Here is a 19,959-nt window from a genome sequence, read left to right on the forward strand (position 1 = left end):
TATTCACAATCATTGATAATTCACGAATAACATTATCATAAAATTGGCTACAATTGTTCCCTACTAAAGTTGACACTTTTTCACCCCACATAATAAATAGTTTTTAAATCATTATAAATAGTTTCAATCAAGTACCTTTCTCATAATAACATTATACCATATATTTATTATTTTTAATTAAAAACTTAACTAGTAAAAGTTCTAATTCATAGTTTTTATCCTTTAATTATCATTACCAATAACATAATCATCATTTTTTAAGTTATCAACAGAAGTCATAATAGCTTGCAATCGCATATAATAATTTGATGATGAAATAATTGGATATTTTTTATCAAAATAAACCTTAATATATGTCAATTTTTTACGATAAGTTGTTAATCATTTATGTGCAATTAAATTTAGTTCCTCCATAATCTCTCGTTGATTAACACTTATGGCATCTTTTCGTTTTGCCGGATCCAGTTTTTTAAATAGACCTGTTGCTTTTTGTTTAAAATTAATTGCGTAATCAATAAAACCAACTACCCCTGAAATTTTAACTGGTGTAACATAAATTCCTAAATCATGATTACGACAGTAATCATACTGAATTAGCGAAAAATTAGTATTTTTAAACTCTGATTGAACATAATTTAAATCATTAAATTCTTTAATATTATAAATTTTAAAATCCACATAATAATCATATGGTGTTAAAAAGCAATTATTGGTATATCAACTATAGCGTGAAATTGATTCAAAAATTTCTTCTTCAATAAATTCAAATTCACGAAAATAATATGTTTCTGTTTTTCAAAACCGTTCTAAAATATAAAAAATTAATTCTTCACCATCAATTTTATTTAAAAATCATTTTTTTTGAAAATTAATATTACGATACTTCATTAAATCTTGTTTTTCAATCCGCTTACTCATATCAATTTTTTGTAAATAATTATCATATCTTTTTGTAAAATATTCATAAAACCATCGTAAAGTTAAGGTATATAAAATATAATAATATGGAAAATAATCTTTCAAAACATACTTAATCATTTTTATTAATGTTCGTAATAAATTATTAGAAATCTTATTAGCTTTATTAAAAGCGTGGACAACTTGAATAACATTATCATTTTTTTCAATTCCATTTCGTCAAAAAATATATGTTAATTCTCCCTCTGAATTTTTTTTATAACAAAAAGGAATAATTCTTACAATAAAATTAATTTCATCGTTAACTTGATATTCTAAATAACCATCATTTTGACTATCCTTGATAACTGTTCTTTTACTAATATTTTTGCGCATTTCATTTAAAACAACTTGAAACATTTGTTCACGTAAGCCTGTTTTATTTTTAGGATGATACTTAAGAATGGCTAATTCTAACTCTAACTTGTCATATTTTGTTAATGTTTTAAAACCATACTCACCAAGAGCAATTGTTTGATAACCTAATTTTTGAAAACTATTTTTATAAATTCTAAAAATTTCCTGCATTTTTTTTCGAATATTAGTTGCTAAATTAAGTTGTTTACTAACAATACTATTTAATTCTAAAAACTTTGCTTTTTTCTGCATTAAGTTCGCCCCTATTTTCTACTTAAAAATATTATAACAAAAATTATTTAATATTTATAATCTCATCATTCACAACATCAATGCTAACAGCATTAGGAACTTTATTTAAACCCGGCATCGTAATAATATCTGCTAAATAAGCAATAAAATATTCTGCTCCTGAATTAATTTTTAAGTCACGAATAATAATTTGATCATCATAAGGATTTTTATTGCCAAAAATTGTTTGATGATTTTTAGCCATACAAACTGGTCAATGTTGATATTTTGTATTTTGTTGATAAAAATCAATCTTTGTTTGTGCCAAGGGACTAAAAACAATTTTTGTTGTTTGATAAATTTTTGTACAAATTATTTTAATTTTTTCAGTAAGCGATGTTGTTGATGGATTAAATAATAATTGATATTGTTGTGGTTTTTCAATTTCTTTAAGAATAGTTTTAACCAAAGTTGGATTATCTTTAATTCCGAAATGATATGTATTATTAATTCCAAATGGAATTTTTTGTTCTTTTAACCATTCAGTCACGACAGCAATTTCTTCAGGAGTGTCAGTTGCAAATTGATTTAAACAAACAACAAAATTTAAATGGTAATTTTGAATAATTTTAATATGATGTTGTAAATGCTCTAATCCTTTTTTCAAACTACCTAGATCAGCTGTTACTAATGTTGTTTCAATAGCACCACCATGTAATTTTAATGCTCTAATTGTTGCTACTAACACGGTACAATCTGGTGTATATTCCTCGTTTAAATTAATAATATCATTAAATTTTTGAAACCCTAAGTCACTCCCAAATCCAACTTCACTAACAACATAATCACTTAATTTTAATGCTAAATTTGTTGCAATTAAAGAATTTGTCCCATGGGAAATATTTGCAAATGGCCCACAATGGATTAATAATGGTGTACCATATTTTGTTTGTGCTAAATTTGGCAATAAAGCATTTTTTAATAAGGCTAATAATGAACCCGTAATTTTTAATTCGTGTAGGTAAACTGGTTCATTATAAAAATTATAAGCAACTATTGCTTGGTCTAAACGACGACGTAAATCATCAAAATCTTTACTTAAACCTAAAATTGCCATAATTTCGCTAGCAGCAGTAATTTGGAAATGTTCTGAACGATGTAATTTATCATTAATTTTTATTTCAATATTTCGTAAAACACGATCATTAACATCCAAACAACGTTGTCAAATAATTTGTTTAGGATCAATTTGCAGTGGATTTCCTCAATAAAGAAGGTTATCAATCATAGCACTGACCATATTATTTGCTGTTGTAATTGCATGAAAATCACCAGTATAATGTAAATTAATTTCATTTTCTGGTTCCATAATGCATTCGCCGCCACCGGTTGCTGAACCTTTTAATCCAAACACTGGTCCTAAAGATGGTTCTCGTAATGCTAAAGTTGTTTGATATCCTAAATGATTCAACATATCAGCAATGCCAATTGAACAAGTTGTTTTTCCCTCTCCTCCTTTGGTTGGATTAATTGCTGTCACTAAAATAAACTTTGCTTTTTTAGGTAAATTAATAAAATTAAAGGCTTTTACTTTTGCCATATAATCACCATATTTAATTAAGTCATCATCTTTTAAATTAATTTTTGTTGCAATTGTGATAATTTTTACCATTTTCTTTTACTCCTTTTAATTAATAATGTCCTATTTTTAGGGAGTGTCAATAATTTTTAAACACGATGCTATTTTAAAAATGCTAAGATTTTGTATTTAATTATTTAACTCTTTCAGATACAATAATTTATATACAGGTATTTTAGCATAGAAAAGAGCGAAAATTTAATGGATAAAACAAAAATAATTAATGGGAAAATGGTTAGTGAATTAATCAAAGTAAAAATAACTAAACAAATTTTAAAAATTAAGGCAAAAAAGCAACGTGTACCTGCATTAACAATTATTCAAATTGGTAATAATAAAGCTAGTACTACTTATATTAAAAATAAAAAAATTGCTTGTGAAAAAGTTGGTGTTACTTGTAATGTATTAAATTATCCAGATAGTATTGCCGAATCAGCTTTAATAAAAATTATTAATGACTTAAATAATAATTCTAACATTGATGCAATTCTTGTTCAACTTCCATTACCAAGGCATATCAATAGTGAAAAAATTATTAACACAATAACAACTAAAAAAGATGTTGATGGGTTTACTCCAGAAATATTAGGCAATTTAATGCTTGGACATTATAACTTATTGCCAGGGACGCCCAAAGGAATTATAGCCCTTTTAAAACACTACCAAATTCAATTAGCAGGACAGCATGTTGTAATTATTGGCCGTAGTAACATTGTTGGTAAACCCCTTGCTAATCTTTTAATAAATGCCTCAGCAACTGTAACAGTTTGCCATTCACAAACAAAAAATTTATCTGTTTTTACAAAACAAGCTGATATTTTAATTTCTGCCGTGGGGAAAGCTAAATTTGTTACAGCAGAGATGATTAAAGAAAATGCTATTGTGGTTGATGTTGGAATTAATCGTGATGAAAATAATAACTTATGTGGTGATGTTGACTTTAATAATGTTTTATCAAAAGTAAAAATGATTACCCCTGTTCCTGGCGGAGTTGGGCCAATAACAATTGCCGCATTATTAGAAAACATCTTATATCTTTATCAATTAAATCAAGAAACATGCTTTGTACTTTGATAAGGTTTCTTATTTTAAATTTTGCAAGATTGCTTCAATATTATTCGCATTATCTAATGAATGATCAAAAACAAATTCTAAATCCGGACAACGATAAATTTCTAATTTATGCGCTAATTTACTTCGAATTTTATTTTTATAATTCTGAACAACATTGTGAAGTTCTGCCTCTGATTTATTTAATAATGATGAATAATAAACCTTTGCATGACTCAAATCATTTGATAATTTTACAGCATGAATTGATATAGTATTTAAAATTTCATCACGAATTTCTCGTTGCATAATAATTGTTAAATCACGGGTAATCAAAGATTGCATTCTTTCAACTTTAATTTTATTTGCCATTATCTCACCTTTTTCTAACTTACTAGCATTATAACAAAGCATTTTATAAAAAGGAATAATTTTATTAATAAACAAAATTATTTTTAAAAAGAACTAAAAAAAGGATTAGATGTCATTAAAAAAACAATTTTTATGTGATTTGATGTAAAATATACCAAGGAGGGACTATGAAACGTTGAAATTATCGGATTTGATACAAAGATTATCTCTGATATTATAAAGTAATAATTGCCAGTTTAGCTTTTGGATTTTTAACTTATGGATTTTACATGGATATTTTTAAAGAATTTTGATATGTAAAAGGAACAAAACTTACTAGTTTGCAAAATTATGACATCTTATTAAGTTTTTATTCTGTTCAAGTTAATATCATAACTATTACTTGGTTAATATTAGCAATTTTTAATCATCATCGTGAACAAAAAAGTTGATTTTTTTCAACTAATGCTAAATTAAGTATTTTAAACTGAAATTTATTAATGTTTTTTATTTTTTGAATTGGAATTATTATTGATTATAAAAACAGAGAAGTAACAATTTATGAATATAGTAAAGCACAAATTAGTTGTACTGTTGTTACTCATTTTATTATGCCAATTCTCTTTTTTGGTTATACCTTCTTGTCATTTGGTGATCATCGTCTTAGTTGAAAAAAAGACTTTTTACAAAAAGATTGATGAATTAGTTTAAGTTATCCATTTTTTTATTTAATGTATGTTATTGTGCGGGCAGCAGCTTGAAAACGAGATGGCAATATTACTTGAGCATATCCTTATTTATTTTTAGACATTGATAATCCAATTATTTCAGGATTATCAAGAGTACAAGCAGCATGTTTTATTGCTTTTATTTTTATTATTGTTTTTACTATTTTTCACATTAGTTTGCATAGTCTTAACAATGGTATGTACCGTGTTTTTAATAAAAATCAAAATAAAAAAAGAAAATAGTGATAAATAAAGTTGTTTATCACTATTTTCTTTTTGCAGTTGTAATAAAATTTATTATTGCTATTAAATATTCCGTTGAATTATGATATATTCCGCGAACATGATAACAATCAAAAACAATTCGACGACTAATTTTTTGTTTTTCATACTTACGCTTATTCTGGTAAGCTACCAGCCCCATTATATATGGTGTTGCATTATCTTTCTTATTCAAGATATATAACACTGGTAATTTTGCTAATGCTTCCAAATTCTCACCAGGATTAATTTGTTCTGGATCATACCCGCGTGTTTCAATCGCATAACGACGAATTGCATAATAATGTTCATAATAATTAACTTTTGTCTTTAACATATAATAACGATATAAAACATTTAAATTACTAATTGTTGAATCTAAAACAGCACTATTAATTAATTTATTTTTATCAAATGCAAATTTTAAATATTCCATAATAACAAAAGTTCCCATTGACCAACCATGGAAATTAAGTTCCTTTAATTTTGGATCAATTTTAGTTTGTAAAAAATCAACTACTGATGCTAAATCATATTTCTCATAGTAACCCATTGTTGTCATTTTAGTAGTTGATTCGCCATGATTTCGTTGGTCAAATACAAGAATATTATAACCTAATCGAAGATAAATTAAACCAAAAAAAATTGCACGGAATTTATGTGAATTTAATCCGTGAACAACAATAACTCATTTTTTATTGTTGTCATTTTTTACTCATGAACGAATTGAAACTCCTTTTAACATCACATCTTCATAACCAGGAATATCATATTCCTGAATATCTCATTTTTGTGCTAATTCATCAGAAGTTAATGCCATTGTTTCAAGATGCAAACGCTTGGTTAAATCCATAATATACTTTTTACAATATGCTTCTAAATCATTATCAGTTTTTTTTCATCAAGTATGATGAGTTAATAAAAACCGTTTGTCATGAAAAGCATAAAAGATTTTAATATAAATAACATTATTATGCATATATTCTTGTAATTGATCATCAGGAACAAGACGATAACTATGGTCAGTAACAAAATCTTGTTGAAAATCTTCCTCATCTTTATGTTTCTTGACCATCCTACTGTAAATCCTCCTTCGTGAAGCCATATGGTAGTAAATCTTTAATTGTTAAAACATATGATTCACCTTTTTGATTATAAATTTCAATTGGAATTCGATGATCAACTAATTCTCATAAAAATTGCCGGCATATTCCACAAGGAGAACCTGCTTGTTTACTGTCAGTATATAAGTAAAATTTTATAATATCTGTTTTACGATAACCTAACGCATAAACCTGAGCTAAAGCTGTCCGTTCTGCGCAAATCGTAGCAGCATATGCTGCATTTTCAACATTAACACCAATAACTTCTGTACCATCTTTTAACAAACAAATTGCACTAACACGAAAATTTGAATATGGTGCATAAGCTTTTTTACTTAATAATTTTAACTTTTCAAAATAATTTGGCATTTCATTAACTCCCCTTTTTAACTAATTTGTAAATATAACTTAATAACATCCACCAACGGTGGTAACATTATTAATAATCCAATTGCAATTGCCAAAATAGAATTAATTAATGTTGCCGCGGCACAAATATCTTTAATTTTTTTTGCTTTAATATTATATTCAAATGATAATAAATCAACAAAATTTTCAACCATTGTATTAATTAACTCAAAACCAATGACAATTCCAATGGTTAATAATAAAATTGCTCATTGAACACATCCAAACTGGTTAGGAACCATTTTTTGCAATCAAATTCCCAGACCAATAACAACCAATGACACAATAAAATGAATAATTAAACTTGATTCTTCTTTAATTGCTGTATAAATTCCACGAAAAGCATTTGAAAATTTATTCCGTAATTTAAAAAATATTTTTTTCTTGACTCGTGACTCTTTTGCCATTATGTATCCCTTTCTTCTTTCTGTTTTTATTTTATTGGAATTCGGTTAATTTGTAAATCATTTAATACTTTTCGTTGTAAATTAAACATTTTTTCTTCATCAGTCGAAGTTTGATGATCATAACCTAAAATATGTAAAATACCATGAGTAAATAAAAAAGCAAATTCACGACGAAGAGAATGGTTATATTCAGCAGCTTGAGCAAGAGCTTTTTCATAGCAAATAAAAATATCCCCTAAAATGCGCAGTCCGGTTAATTGAAATAAATCAATCTTATTTTCTTCTTCTAAAGCAAAGGTAATAACATCAGCAACATAATCTTTGTTACGATATTTTCGATTAAGTTCTAATTGTTCTTGTGCATCAACAATAATTAATGATAATTCTAATGGCTCAGTTATTGCTAATAAAGTTTTAATTTTTTTGAAAATTGCATTAAAATCATCTTGATATGGTTTAATATCAAACTTTGTTTCATTATAAATCACAAAATCATCTTTCATTACCTCACCAGACCCTTCTCTTTTTTTATTATAACAAATTAAATCATTATCTTCAGTAAATAATCTAATGTTGTTTGCGAACCAATTTCTATTTTCGCTGATAAATATCAAACATTAATCATAAATTCTGGCTGTTTTAAAATAAGATAATAATCATTTTCTCTTTTAACTTACGTTATAATTATTTGCCATTTTTTCTCTACAAAATATTTTATTTTTACTTGTTGTCCTGGTTTAATAACTCAAGGTGCCTGATGGGGAACAAAAATATAGGTTAATTAATCGTCATTAGTTTGGCATCCTGTACGATGAACCCGTAAAAAAGCAACTCTTGTTAGAGTTGTTTTTTATTTGAAAAACAACTTTTGAAAAACAACTTAATAGCAGAGTGGGGCAGTTATTTAAAATAACTAAGTGTTTTTTTCCACATAGGCGGTCTAGCCCAGCGGTAATCAGCCCGGAAATAATAGACGCAATAAATTGCGATAGTCGTGATAAGTCCAGAGTTAATATCAAACGACAATAAAAATAAAGATAGTGACTTTACAATTAAATCTGCGAAAGATTTACTTCTTAGAAGTAGCAAGGGTTAAAAACCACAAAGCCAGCACTGGGCTATTCAAGGTGCGAGTGAATTTATTTTAAAAACTGAACGCTTTGACCTGAAATGGTGCGGATGAAGAGAGACATATGTTCTGGCGTCAAACAAATAAAAATAGTTGTATATTTACAAAATACAAAATATAGAACAATAAATTTAGGAGGTAAATATGAAAAATTTAAATAAAACTTGTCTTAAAAAAAGATATTGAGGATATTGTTTTAAATGTAATCAAGAAAATAAATTAAATGAATTAATGGGTAAAAGTTACCTGGTTTCACAAGATGAAATTGCTGATGAACATTGAGGATTAAATACAAAGAAAAATTAGGGGGAATTAAATTATGAATAAAAAATACTTATTAATAATTAAAAACAAATATAGCATTGATACTTTATCGTTTTATACATTTGAAGAAGCAAAAATAACTGCTAAAAATAAAAAGTATTATCCAACAGTAATTATTGATTTAGAAAATGAAAATATTAAATGACAAGGAGAATAAATAATATGTGAAAAGATGAAAATGGAAATATTTATACCGAAGAAGATTTATTTGAAGAAGCATTAGAAGAATGTTATTCAGAAGAAAGTGATTATGACTATATTGAAAAATTAATTATGGAAAAGAATTTGGAGGAAATTTAAAATGAATAATAATGATAATATTGTAAAAGATATAGTTCAAAATATTTCTTTATTCGAAAAACAATTAATTTGTATTTGAATCAAGAACAAGAAAAAATATGAAATAATTTACCACAAAACTATACTTTTTCAGAAAAAGTAGAATACTTTATTAATTTTTATATAAAACACAATAAAGGCGGTGATAAACCAGCACAAATATAATGTATGTACTGTAGAAAGGTTAAAGATATTTTAGAAAGGAGACAAGAAATTTATAATTTAAAACAAATAATTACTGAAAAAAATAAAGAAATTGCATTATTAAAAATTAGAATTATAAATGATAATGAAAGTAATTGTGAAGTGTTTGAAAAAGGACATAAATTACAAAAAGAAAATGAAAAATTAAAAAATGATTTTAAACATTATTTATTAGATTTAGATATAGAAAATAAAAAATAGCTTAATGCTATTTTTTTAAATGCTATTTGTAAGTTTTTCAATCCTTGGTCACCTAAAATTTGCGTATCAGAAATTAATTTAGTTAAAATATCACCCATTTTTTATCATGATAATAACTCATATCTAAATTAACTAATTTATTTAAAACTTTAATTCGAATATCAATTTCAATTTTTTGTGAAATTGACCCACCAACTAAACTTTGTAAATATAAAAACATTCCCGAAACAATAAAAGTTCCGGCAAAACCAATTGCTCAGTATAGTAATGTTCCTCATGGCATCGCAGGATCATTAATACTTGAGCACTTTGACATTCCCGTTGTCAATTCCATCATAACAATATTTGTTAATTTAGGTAAGGTAACTGTAATTCCACAAGTAATAATAAATAAGATTAAACATCATCAACGAAATCAAAATTGTTTATAATAAATTGAATAATAATTTAAAAAATCACATTGGGGTGGCTTTTGGCTTTTTAATTGGCAACGGTTCTTTTTTTGTATTATTACCAGTTAAATTTAACCCATCATTTTTTTCTCTCATAATAAACTCTTTTTTGTATTTTGTTAAGTATTTAACAAAATAATTATACAAATTCTAAAAAATATTACAAGTTATTTTATTAATATTTGTTAAATATTTAACATTTTATTTAAGATGTAGACCCTTCTTTTTTTAGCAACTCAACTATCCTTCCTAAATCAGCTAGTAAAGTTTCATATCGTGGTTTTGATAAAATTTGCATAATGCGTTGATCTAATTGATTTACTAAATTAAAAACAATTGGTTTTAATTTTCATCACTTTTCAGTTAAGGTTAAATAAATAATTTTTTTATTATTTTCTGGGCGATTTTTTACAACATAACCCTTTTGTACTAATTTTTTTGAAACAATCGTAATATTTGCCCGTGATTGATTAACAACTTGTGCTAATTCATTCATTGTATAGTCAGGAAGCCGTTCAATTAAAATTAATAACCAAATATTAGAAATTTGAAAATCATAATAACCTTGTTTTTGTAGTTCATTTTCAATTTGCTGTGTAAATGCTTTGTTAATAAAACCTAAATAACGAAAAAGTAATCCACCACATATTTCATTTTCTACTTGCATTTTTTCCAGAATAATCCTCCTCCTTCTCATTTATTTTTCTATATTTCTTATCTTTTTTTATCTTAACATAGAATAAATTAATGTTAAGTATTTAACAAAGATAAATAAAAATGTATTTAAAATAAATACACTTTTTTGTTTTTAACGTTCTAAATCATGAATTGGATTATTATTAGTTAAAAATTCAATTTCAAAAATAATATTTTTGGAAGTTAATTTGCCTTTTTTATCATCATTTACGCGAAAAGCATAATTTTGATAAACAAATTCTTTAATTTTATTTTCTGATTTTGTTAAATCATATCCTTTTTCCTTAACAAATCATTGATATAATGTTTTACCTGTACTTTCATTCTGCTAAATGCAAATATTTTTGAAATACTTTTTTAATCGAAGTACTACCATGAATTCAAAGCATATGGTGACCAATTTCTTTTACCTGCCCAGTTTCATCATCTTCATCATAAATTTCACCAACTAATTCTTCTAAAATATCTTCCAGTGTAACGATTCCAAGAAAATTATTACTATCTTCATTGGTAATAACAACTGCCATATGAACTTGCTCTTGTTGAAATAATTCTAAAGCATCATCTAATTTTAAATAACGAGAAAAAAATTGGTTCAGAAACTAAACTTTTGATATCAACTTATTGATGATCAATAACGGCAATAAAAACATCTTTAATGTTTAAAATTCCAATTACTTTTTCAGTTTCTGGAACTAAAACAGGAATACGCGTAAAACGTTCTTGCTTATAAAACCGTTGTAATTCTCGTCATGAAATATTACTATAAATTGTTTTAACTTTTTCCTTTGCTGTCATAATTGAACCAATTGTTTTTTCATCAAAAGTTATTTCTGATTCAATTAGTTCTTTCTCATTTTTTTCTAAAACACCTTCTGATTCAATTGTTGAAATTAATTCTAACAATTCATTTTCTGTTGTTAAAACACCATTTTTTTGTTTATGAAAGGTTAACAACCAAGTAAAAGGATAAAACAAAATTTTTCAGATTTATAAAATATAAGCTGAAAAAATTGAAAACTTTTCAGAAAAAACTTTAGCAATTGTTTTTGGTAATAATTCACCAAAAATTAAAACAGTTAAACCAATACCCCTGTTGCTACTCATGTTGCTGTTTCAGCATTGATAATCAAAGACGCAAAAAATAAAGTTCCAATTGTTGCTAAAGCCGTATTAACTAAAGTATTTGCAATTAAAATAGTTGCTAAAGTACGATCATAATCTTTGACCAATTTATAAACTTGTTTTGCTCAACGAATTGTTTTATTTGTTGATCTTTTTTTCCGTTTACTAACATTCTTTTTTGCCATTTGTTTTAAACGAATAACATTAATTGAGGTAATAGCTGTTTCTGAATCCGAAAAAAAACTTGAAAAAATTAATAAAATAATCATTATTGGAAGGAACACAGCCAATGCGGTGGTCATATCCATCATCATTTACTCTCCTTTAAAATCTATATTATTTTCTATCATTATATACTTTTATCTCATAATTATCTACTAAATAACACCATAAAAATATTTAGATTTAACTTTAAAAATATAAAAAATAATGTATAGTTATAGATAGACAATTATATAAAATAATTCTTGGGGAGGAATAGAAATGAAAAAACTGCTAAGTACAATGGCGGCAATGACACTCGCAACAACAACAGCAAAAGCAACAATAGCTTGTTCAGATCAAAATATGGCATATTACAATCAATTCGTCAATGGTATAAACAATAAAGAAAGTTTTATTTTTATGGTTTCAGCAAAGAATTGCATTAATTGTCAAAATACAACAGATACAACAATTCCAGATTTATATAATAAAAATGGTTATGGTAATGATAAATATGACAAGTATTTAGCAGGTAATTTTGGTGCCCAATATGCTTTAAAAACATATCCGATTAGTGCTGATGAACAAGAAAAAATTAAAAACACTCGCTTAATTATTACTGATAACATTAAAGATTATAATAATATTTGAAAAGAAAAATGAGAAAAAAAAATTGCTGATTGAATTGTAACACAAGAGCGAAATGCTCATAAAATTAATCGTGAAATTGACAAAACAATTACTGCTGATTCATTAGGATTAATTGGAACGCCAACTTACGTCTATATTAAAAATGGAAATTATGTTGGGTTCGAAACGGGTGAAGTTGGAAACTTACAAACGGAGGCCAATTCTGACTTATGAATGAATCGTTTTATTAAACATATGGTCTTAGAAGATTGAGATATTGATCATAATAAATCATAATAAAAAATACTCAGACAACTTGCTGGGTATTTTTTTAATTAATCATTGTTAAAATTGCATTAAAAATAATAAATAAATAATTATAAATAATTTGGTGGGTATACATTTTGCACCGATCATTAATAATAATCGATGTTTTTGTTGTTAAATTAGTTTCTATAATCGGTGAATTTTATTTTAAAATAAATTTAATATTATCTAACGGTAAAGTTTTATCAGTATGTTTTAAAACATTAAATAAATAAGTTTGATCTGTATCAATAATAATTCAAATTACAAGATCATCATCTCTTAATCGTTCTAAAAATTTTTTAGCAATAAATTCATGTGTTGTTACACTTACATCAAAACCAATTCCTAACAATTGATGATAAAAATTAATTAATAAATCTAAATGTGTATGTTCACCAATCAAATAATTTTTTTTTTTTTTTAGCATTGTTTTTAATTCTAAAATTGATGATAAATTTTCATTTAATAATTTTGTCATCATTGCACTATGGTTTGATACTAAATCATTAACAGTATTTTTTGATGGATTAAGACGATAAAAATTATTAATTTTTTTTAAATTATCTAATTCATAGCGAAAAAAAAAAAAAAAATATAAAATTCTTTTCATCCTGTAAAACCTAAACTTTTACAAAACTTTGTCACCGATGAAACACTTGTATGTGATGTTTCTGCAACAGCATTAATAATAAAATTTTCATTTGATACTTTAGCAAAATTTAAAATAGTTTGTGCAAAAATACCATTAACAGTATCATCATTATGATTAATAATTTCCTATAACTTCTCAAGAATATTAGTTTTTAATTTCATATTACCCACCTATTCATTCCATGGTTTAATCCCTTCAGATTTCAATTAGATTTTAATAAAATTTAGATAACAATGGAATGAAAAAAAAATGAGAGTTTAATGAAAATATTTTCCTAATCTACCTCATCGGTACGGTCTTTTACTACTTTCTCAATTTTTGCTAGCACAGTAAATAATTCTTCAAATTCAAACTTTTCAATTTGGTTACATACATGTTGGACATTATTTAAATCTATTTTAACCTCCTTTCAAGCAAAAAATTACCATCCTAAGTTAACTTTTCCTTTCAAATAAAAAACTTTGTTTAACAACAAAGTTTTATATTACTTTAACATTAAAATCATATTGTTTCATAACTTCTGTTTTGTCCGTTACTAAATATGAAACATCTTTAACGTCATAAAATTTAAAAAACCCAACTTTATCAAATTTTGTACTATCAGCTAATAAAATTTTAACTTGAACCCGTGCTAAGGCTGCTAATTCAACCCGCGCTTCTTCTTCATTACTTTTGAAAACAGCGCCAGTTTTATCAATTGTATTTGCTGAAAAAATAACTTTTGAAAATTGAATTAATGATAAACTTTCCTCACAAAACGAACCATAAAAAGCTTGTGATTTTTCTCGTAATTTGCCTCCAAATAAGACATTATATTGAACATTAGGATTATCTTTTGCCAATTGTAAAATTCGAAATGAATTAGTGACAATTTTTATTGGTTTATCAATTAAAGTAACAAAAATTTCACAAGTTGATCCTGCTCCGACAAAAATAACATCATTTTTTTCTAACAAATTTGTTAACTTTTTTCCGATAATCATTTTTTTATCAAAATTAATACTACTTGTTCGAACATTAATATTACATGTTTTATTATGAACTCCTAAAAAATTAATACCACCATAATACATTGTAATAATTCCTTCATTTTCAAGTTCTTTTAAATCACGGCGCGCAGTTGTTGGTGAAATATTATATTTTCGAACATATTCAAGAACATGATTCATTTCGTGAAAAAGTTTTTGACACAAATATGCTAATAATAAATCTTTTCGTTGGACTCGATGGATAATTCTCTACTCCTTTCATTGTTTAATTCTGTACTTAATTATTATACCGAAAAAAAGTTATTTACCAAAATGTTCCAAAAATTTTCTTAAATTTTCAATAAGTTTTTTATTATGCAATAATTGATATAATTCAGCATCACTTGCTTTTTGAATTGCACCAATACTTTCAAAATGGTGATTTAATAATTTAATTCGTTGTTTTCCAAACCCCGGGATTGTTTCTAGAATACTTGTTGTCAAAGCTTTTGTTTGCCGGCGGCGAAAACTAGTAATTGCAAAATTATGAACATCATCTTGCATTCTTGTTAAAAATAAAAATAAACGGCTACTTTTATCCAAATATACTTTATCTTTTTTTAAATTAAGTAAATGGTCAGTTTTATGATGATCATTTTTAACTAAACCAATCACGGGAATTGATAAATCTAATTTTGCTAGTTCTTTTAAACAAGCATTAACTTGTTGAATCCCACCATCCATAATAATTAAATTGGGAAGGGCTTGTTCTTCTTGAATAATCTTTTGATAACGACGAGCAACAACCGCCGCAATACGGTGCGTATCATCTTGATATGGAATTTCTAAATTATACTTACGATAATCATTTCGTGATGGACGACTATTTTTATAAACAATAACCCCACCAGTCACAAACTCATTATTAATATTAGCAATATCAATCATTTCAATTAAATATGGTAATTCTGATAAACCTAAAAGCATTTGTAACTCTTTTAAAACTTCAGCATTATTTAATTCTCGTTGGGCAGTTGTCTGGTATTGGACATAAGATTCATAACTATTTTCAGTCGCTAACTTCATAATTGTTTTTTCAATTGGTGTTTTAGGATGAAAAACACGATTATCAAATAACAAGTTTAATTCTGGTAATGCAATTGCCTCGTTAACAATTATTTTTGTGGGTAAAATATTTTTTTGATAAATATTTTGCAAGTATAAGCGGTATAATTCTTGGTAATCTTCAGCAAAATCAAGATGATAATATTCATAATCTTTATAGCTTAATTTTCCAGCACGATAAAATAAAGTTGTTAACACTAAATGCTCAGTAGCTTGATATAAGCTAATCACATCTAAATCATCATTTTGATTTAACATTTCAACTGTTTGTGATGATAAAGTTCAATCTAAGTTTCGAATTAAAACTTTTAATTTATGTGCTTCTTCAAATTGTAAGTTATCTGCGGCTTGAAACATTCTTTTCTCTATTAGTTTTTTTGTTTTAGTAAAATTACCTTTAAAAAAATTATGAACTTTTTTAATCATTTTTGTATAATACTCTGAAGGAACTGATTTAAAACAAGCACCTGAGCATTGATTAATATGATAATAAAGGCAAGGTTTTCCAAGATTTCCTTTACAACGACGTAAAGGATATAATCGTTCTAAGACTTTAATAATTTCCCGCGCATGACTCCCTTCTGGGAATGGTCCATAATAGCGAGCATATTTTTGATGAACATTACGAACATACAAATATTGAGGGTCTTTTTCTTTTGTAATTACAATATAAGGATAATGTTTATCATCATTTAACAAAATATTGTATTTTGGTTTGTACTGCTTAATTAAATTATGTTCTAAAATTAGTGCCTCTTTTTCAGTTTTCGTAATAATTGTTTCTAAACGAACTATTTCTTGAACTAAGCGGGTTGTTTTAAAATTATACACTTTGTTAAAATAAGAACTAACACGACTTCGTAAGTTTTTTGCCTTTCCAACATATAATACTTGATGATAATTATTGTAAAATAAATAGCATCCTGGTTTAGTTGGTAAAATCTCAACTTGCTCTTTTAACGATAATTTTTCTGACATTTTTCATTCTTCCCCTTATTTTTGTTAATATTTTATGCTTAATTAAAACAATTAGCAACTCATCATAAAAAATCCAAGATAAGAAAACGGACTTAATATTAAAATAAAAAACTACTTTTCAGAAAAGTAGTTTTGTTAATTTTTTAACGCTTGTTTTGATTTTTCTACTAACACTTTAAATTCACTTGGATTATGAATTGCTAATTCTGATAACATCTTACGATTTACTTCAATGTTAGTTTTATTTAAACCATTCATAAATTGTGAATACGACATATCATGTTCACGTACTGCAGCATTAATTCTTTGGATTCATAATGAACGAAAATCTCTTTTACGTTGCTTACGATCACGAAAAGCATACGCTCATGATTTCATTACTTGTTCTTTTGCTTTTTTGTAATGAGTTGATTTTGTTCCAAAATATCCTTTTGCCTCTTTAATAATTTTTTTACGACGTTTCCTTGTTGTTGGTCCGCCTTTAACTCTTGCCATTTGTTAATACTCCCTTCTCTTTCTTTATCCTTGTAATAGTTGTTTTAATCGTCTCTGATCAGTTTGGTCCATTAAACCAGCTTTACGTAAATGACGTTTTTGTTTTGTTGTTTTATTTTGGGCTAAATGTGAAGTATATGCATGCGCAATCTTTCATTTTCCTGTTCCTGTTATTTTAACTCTTTTTGCTAAAGATTTTTTCGTTTTCATTTTTGGCATAAATTTTCCTCCTTGTCTTTTCTTTTAAAAGTTAATTTAATTAATTATTTTTTTGGTACAACATACATATCTAAAAACAAGCCATTTAACTGGGGTTCTTTTTCAATCTTTGCCAAATCTTCAATATAACCAAAAAATTTATCTAATGTTTCTTTACCATATTCAGGTCTTGCAACTTCTCGACCACGAAACTTTAAAGAAATTTTAACACGGTTTCCATCAGTTAGAAATTCACGCACTTTTTTTGCCTTAAATTCCAAATCATGTTCACCAATTCCTGTTCGTAAACGCATCTCTTTATTTTCAGTTACATGTTGATTTTTCTTATTTTCTTTGTCTTTTTTCTTTTGTTCGTATTTATATTTTCCATAATCAACCAATTTTGCTACCGGTGGATTTGAAGCAGCTGATACTAACAATAAATCTAAACCTTTTTCTTCAGCAAAACGAACTGCTTCATTTCGCCCTAAAGGACCAACTTTATTACCATCATCTAAAATAATTAAAACTTCACGTGGTCTAATATCATAATTTACTTGCTCGATATTTTTATTGTTTTTATTGGGTTGATTCATCCAATACCTCCATTTTAATTAATTAAAAAAACGCTCAAAAGTAGCGCTTTCATTAACAAGAATTATCTTCTTAAATGATTAAAATATAATCATTAAAAACTTTAATTTTATCTTGTAAAACCTATTAACCACACTAAAGGGCATAGGTGAGCATTAACTACTTTAACATTTTTCAATATTAATTATATGATGTTTTTTTAATTTAGTCAATAATATTAATAAGATATTTTAAATTAATTTACTAATCCAAATCATTGTATTCTTCTACTCTAATTGTTGCTGAAACTCTTTTAAAATTTGTTGTTCTGCTTTTGACAACAAACCATTAGTTGTTACTAAACTATCAAAATTAGTTAATGTATATAAAGGAACTTGTAAACTTTCAAAAGCAATAGTAGCTTTTTTTAATTGATAACTAAAAAATGCTAATACCGCAACAACTTCCAAACCAGCCGCTTGTAAAGTTTTCACAACTTCAATAACTGACCCACCTGTAGAAATTAAATCTTCAATGACCACAACCTTTTGCCCCCTTTCATAGACTCCTTCAATTTGATTTTGTTTTCCGTGACCTTTCTTACTACTACGAACATACCCAAATGGTAATTGTAATAAATGGCCTAATAGAGCAGCATGGGGAATTCCTGCTGTTGCTGTTCCAAAAATATTATCAATTTTATCTTGTCCGAAATTAGTATTAATAAGTTCAGCAAACCTTTTGTGGAAACCATATACATTTAAGACAAGTTCTATCGTTAGATTAAGTATACCGCTTTTTTATTAATTTTTAAATCAACTAAATTAAATATAAAAAATGACAAAGTAAATTCAAATGCATTAATAGCATCCAATTTTTTTCAGCCACGACGTTCGTCTCTAATATTCGTTTTTTCGTAATTAAGACATTTATATAATTTGTAGAATAAAAGATGAAGTAGGAAAAAAGCAACTCTTGTTAAAGGGTTGTTTTTTTATTTGAAAAACAATCTAACAATTTAATAGATATTTTGGTGGTCTAACCCAACAGTAATCAGTCTGGAAATAATAGACGCTTTAATAAGCGATAGTGGTGATAAGTGCGGGGTCAACATCAAACCACAATAAAAATAGAGATGGTCACTTTATAAATAAATTTGCGATTAGCATTAGGTTCTTCAAGGTGCGAGTGAATTTATTTTAAAAACTGAACGCTTTGACCTGAAATGGTGCGGATGAAGAAATGTAATTATATGGCGTCTTAACTATACAAACAACTACAAATTGTAGAACATTGTAGTTAATATAACAACAATTACCAAAATTAATAATAAGGAGGTAAAGATGAAAAAGTTAAATAAAAAAACTATCAACAAAATAAATGAATTAATGCTTAGAAGTTATCTAGTTTCAAAAGATGAAATTACTGATGAACATTGAGCATTAAATACTAAAAAGAATTAGGAGGAGTTAAATTATGGAAAAAAGATATTTATTAATATCAAAATCAGAAATTATATTTGGAATAGATACTGAATTATTTTATACCTTAGAAGAAGCAGAGAATACTGCTAAAAATAAAAAGTATTTTGAAACAACTATTATTGATTTAAAAAATATTAAATGAAAAGGAAATAAATAATTATGAAAGAAATTAGAAATTTACAATTATCAGAATTTCAAAAAGAAATTATTAATAAATTAGATGATGAATATTGTTATAAAATTTCCTATGGATTTGGAAGTTATGATGAATATGATGCAATTAAGATTTTTAATAAAGAAATGTAACACTTATTCACAATAGATGGAAAAGATAATACTGTATCAATAAATAATTACATAGAAAAATTAAAAAAGAAACTG

General features: G+C 26.1%; 29 protein-coding genes. 10 read left to right on the forward strand and 19 right to left on the reverse strand.

Features of this window, described 5'->3' with window-relative positions; genetic code table 4:
• Positions 1-222 precede the first annotated feature (222 nt).
• A complete protein-coding gene (locus SDAV_RS07705) occupies positions 223-1,566 on the reverse strand; it encodes a hypothetical protein (RefSeq protein WP_114565153.1) in 1,344 nt (447 codons plus the stop codon).
• A gap of 43 nt (positions 1,567-1,609) precedes the next feature.
• Positions 1,610-3,217, reverse strand: coding sequence for a formate--tetrahydrofolate ligase (locus SDAV_RS07710; RefSeq protein WP_114565154.1), 1,608 nt, complete (start codon positions 3,215-3,217; stop codon positions 1,610-1,612).
• Positions 3,218-3,385: 168 nt separating this feature from the next.
• Here SDAV_RS07710 and SDAV_RS07715 point away from each other — a divergent pair, with 168 nt between their 5' ends.
• Positions 3,386-4,261 (forward strand): bifunctional 5,10-methylenetetrahydrofolate dehydrogenase/5,10-methenyltetrahydrofolate cyclohydrolase, encoded by an 876-nt coding sequence (locus tag SDAV_RS07715; protein WP_114565155.1) that lies wholly within the window; start codon positions 3,386-3,388, stop codon positions 4,259-4,261.
• 6 nt (positions 4,262-4,267) lie between these two features.
• Here the strand turns inward: SDAV_RS07715 and rbfA are convergent, their stop codons facing one another.
• A complete protein-coding gene (rbfA, locus tag SDAV_RS07720) occupies positions 4,268-4,606 on the reverse strand; it encodes a 30S ribosome-binding factor RbfA (protein WP_114565156.1) in 339 nt (112 codons plus the stop codon).
• Between the two features lie 167 nt (positions 4,607-4,773).
• On the opposite strand from rbfA, the gene SDAV_RS07725 reads away from it, so the two are divergent.
• Positions 4,774-5,556 (forward strand): hypothetical protein, encoded by a 783-nt coding sequence (locus SDAV_RS07725; RefSeq protein WP_114565157.1) that lies wholly within the window; start codon positions 4,774-4,776, stop codon positions 5,554-5,556.
• Positions 5,557-5,578: 22 nt separating this feature from the next.
• Here the strand turns inward: SDAV_RS07725 and SDAV_RS07730 are convergent, their stop codons facing one another.
• From SDAV_RS07730 to ybeY, 4 genes are read right to left on the reverse strand one after another with little or no spacing between them, the layout of a single operon-like run.
• Positions 5,579-6,649 carry an alpha/beta hydrolase gene (locus SDAV_RS07730; RefSeq protein WP_114565158.1) on the reverse strand — a complete coding sequence of 357 codons (1,071 nt, stop codon included), beginning with the start codon at positions 6,647-6,649 and terminating at the stop codon, positions 5,579-5,581.
• Between the two features lies 1 nt (position 6,650).
• Positions 6,651-7,046 carry a cytidine deaminase gene (gene cdd / locus SDAV_RS07735; protein ID WP_114565159.1) on the reverse strand — a complete coding sequence of 132 codons (396 nt, stop codon included), beginning with the start codon at positions 7,044-7,046 and terminating at the stop codon, positions 6,651-6,653.
• 17 nt (positions 7,047-7,063) lie between these two features.
• Entirely contained in the window at positions 7,064-7,492 is a 429-nt protein-coding gene (locus tag SDAV_RS07740; protein ID WP_114565160.1) for a diacylglycerol kinase family protein, read from the reverse strand.
• A gap of 26 nt (positions 7,493-7,518) precedes the next feature.
• Positions 7,519-7,995, reverse strand: coding sequence for an rRNA maturation RNase YbeY (gene ybeY / locus SDAV_RS07745; RefSeq protein ID WP_114565161.1), 477 nt, complete (start codon positions 7,993-7,995; stop codon positions 7,519-7,521).
• A gap of 770 nt (positions 7,996-8,765) precedes the next feature.
• Here ybeY and SDAV_RS12160 point away from each other — a divergent pair.
• The 5 genes from SDAV_RS12160 to SDAV_RS07755 all read left to right on the forward strand — a co-directional run bounded on the left by SDAV_RS12160 (position 8,766) and on the right by SDAV_RS07755 (position 9,689).
• Positions 8,766-8,927, forward strand: a complete 162-nt coding sequence (locus tag SDAV_RS12160; protein ID WP_186823360.1) for a hypothetical protein — start codon at positions 8,766-8,768, stop codon at positions 8,925-8,927.
• Between the two features lie 13 nt (positions 8,928-8,940).
• Positions 8,941-9,102 (forward strand): hypothetical protein, encoded by a 162-nt coding sequence (locus SDAV_RS12165; protein WP_186823361.1) that lies wholly within the window; start codon positions 8,941-8,943, stop codon positions 9,100-9,102.
• Between the two features lie 5 nt (positions 9,103-9,107).
• Positions 9,108-9,245, forward strand: coding sequence for a hypothetical protein (locus SDAV_RS12170; protein ID WP_186823362.1), 138 nt, complete (start codon positions 9,108-9,110; stop codon positions 9,243-9,245).
• Between the two features lie 75 nt (positions 9,246-9,320).
• Positions 9,321-9,449 (forward strand): hypothetical protein, encoded by a 129-nt coding sequence (locus SDAV_RS14110; protein ID WP_281268788.1) that lies wholly within the window; start codon positions 9,321-9,323, stop codon positions 9,447-9,449.
• Positions 9,450-9,452: 3 nt separating this feature from the next.
• Positions 9,453-9,689 (forward strand): hypothetical protein, encoded by a 237-nt coding sequence (locus tag SDAV_RS07755; protein ID WP_114565162.1) that lies wholly within the window; start codon positions 9,453-9,455, stop codon positions 9,687-9,689.
• An 82-nt stretch (positions 9,690-9,771) separates the two neighbouring features.
• Here SDAV_RS07755 and SDAV_RS13390 read toward each other — a convergent pair whose 3' ends face one another.
• From SDAV_RS13390 to SDAV_RS13405, 5 genes are all read right to left on the reverse strand, one after another.
• A complete protein-coding gene (locus SDAV_RS13390) occupies positions 9,772-10,005 on the reverse strand; it encodes an ABC transporter transmembrane domain-containing protein (RefSeq protein ID WP_245938328.1) in 234 nt (77 codons plus the stop codon).
• 341 nt (positions 10,006-10,346) lie between these two features.
• On the reverse strand, positions 10,347-10,808 hold the full coding sequence (locus SDAV_RS07765; RefSeq protein ID WP_114565163.1) for a MarR family winged helix-turn-helix transcriptional regulator: 462 nt from the start codon (positions 10,806-10,808) through the stop codon (positions 10,347-10,349).
• Positions 10,809-11,145: 337 nt separating this feature from the next.
• Positions 11,146-11,364, reverse strand: coding sequence for a CBS domain-containing protein (locus tag SDAV_RS13395; RefSeq protein WP_245938329.1), 219 nt, complete (start codon positions 11,362-11,364; stop codon positions 11,146-11,148).
• Between the two features lie 94 nt (positions 11,365-11,458).
• A complete protein-coding gene (locus SDAV_RS13400; protein ID WP_245938330.1) occupies positions 11,459-11,743 on the reverse strand; it encodes a CBS domain-containing protein in 285 nt (94 codons plus the stop codon).
• Between the two features lie 173 nt (positions 11,744-11,916).
• A complete protein-coding gene (locus tag SDAV_RS13405) occupies positions 11,917-12,276 on the reverse strand; it encodes a DUF21 domain-containing protein (RefSeq protein WP_245938331.1) in 360 nt (119 codons plus the stop codon).
• A gap of 169 nt (positions 12,277-12,445) precedes the next feature.
• Here SDAV_RS13405 and SDAV_RS07775 point away from each other — a divergent pair, with 169 nt between their 5' ends.
• Complete coding sequence (locus SDAV_RS07775; protein ID WP_114565164.1) at positions 12,446-13,093, forward strand: hypothetical protein; 648 nt, start codon at positions 12,446-12,448, stop codon at positions 13,091-13,093.
• A gap of 172 nt (positions 13,094-13,265) precedes the next feature.
• Here the strand turns inward: SDAV_RS07775 and SDAV_RS13410 are convergent, their stop codons facing one another.
• The 7 genes from SDAV_RS13410 to SDAV_RS07810 all read right to left on the reverse strand — a co-directional run bounded on the left by SDAV_RS13410 (position 13,266) and on the right by SDAV_RS07810 (position 18,885).
• Positions 13,266-13,715 (reverse strand): hypothetical protein, encoded by a 450-nt coding sequence (locus tag SDAV_RS13410; RefSeq protein ID WP_245938332.1) that lies wholly within the window; start codon positions 13,713-13,715, stop codon positions 13,266-13,268.
• A 521-nt stretch (positions 13,716-14,236) separates the two neighbouring features.
• Positions 14,237-14,992, reverse strand: coding sequence for a DeoR/GlpR family DNA-binding transcription regulator (locus tag SDAV_RS07785; RefSeq protein WP_334199356.1), 756 nt, complete (start codon positions 14,990-14,992; stop codon positions 14,237-14,239).
• A 54-nt stretch (positions 14,993-15,046) separates the two neighbouring features.
• Positions 15,047-16,828, reverse strand: coding sequence for an excinuclease ABC subunit UvrC (gene uvrC, locus SDAV_RS07790; RefSeq protein ID WP_114565166.1), 1,782 nt, complete (start codon positions 16,826-16,828; stop codon positions 15,047-15,049).
• A 135-nt stretch (positions 16,829-16,963) separates the two neighbouring features.
• Complete coding sequence (rplT, locus tag SDAV_RS07795) at positions 16,964-17,323, reverse strand: 50S ribosomal protein L20 (RefSeq protein ID WP_114565167.1); 360 nt, start codon at positions 17,321-17,323, stop codon at positions 16,964-16,966.
• A gap of 24 nt (positions 17,324-17,347) precedes the next feature.
• Positions 17,348-17,542 (reverse strand): 50S ribosomal protein L35, encoded by a 195-nt coding sequence (gene rpmI / locus SDAV_RS07800; protein WP_114565168.1) that lies wholly within the window; start codon positions 17,540-17,542, stop codon positions 17,348-17,350.
• 44 nt (positions 17,543-17,586) lie between these two features.
• Positions 17,587-18,117 (reverse strand): translation initiation factor IF-3, encoded by a 531-nt coding sequence (gene infC, locus SDAV_RS07805; RefSeq protein WP_114565169.1) that lies wholly within the window; start codon positions 18,115-18,117, stop codon positions 17,587-17,589.
• 264 nt (positions 18,118-18,381) lie between these two features.
• The gene (locus tag SDAV_RS07810; RefSeq protein ID WP_114565170.1) at positions 18,382-18,885 is read right to left on the reverse strand and encodes an orotate phosphoribosyltransferase; all 504 of its coding nucleotides are present in this window, start codon (positions 18,883-18,885) and stop codon (positions 18,382-18,384) included.
• A 685-nt stretch (positions 18,886-19,570) separates the two neighbouring features.
• Between SDAV_RS07810 and SDAV_RS12175 the strand changes: the two genes are divergently transcribed.
• Positions 19,571-19,735 (forward strand): hypothetical protein, encoded by a 165-nt coding sequence (locus tag SDAV_RS12175; protein ID WP_186823363.1) that lies wholly within the window; start codon positions 19,571-19,573, stop codon positions 19,733-19,735.
• Positions 19,736-19,737: 2 nt separating this feature from the next.
• Positions 19,738-19,884 (forward strand): hypothetical protein, encoded by a 147-nt coding sequence (locus SDAV_RS12180; protein WP_186823364.1) that lies wholly within the window; start codon positions 19,738-19,740, stop codon positions 19,882-19,884.
• The last annotated feature ends 75 nt before the right edge of the window (positions 19,885-19,959 follow it).

It is taken from the genome of Spiroplasma phoeniceum P40 (assembly GCF_003339775.1).
Lineage (GTDB): Bacteria > Bacillota_I > Bacilli_A > Mycoplasmatales > Mycoplasmataceae > Spiroplasma > Spiroplasma phoeniceum.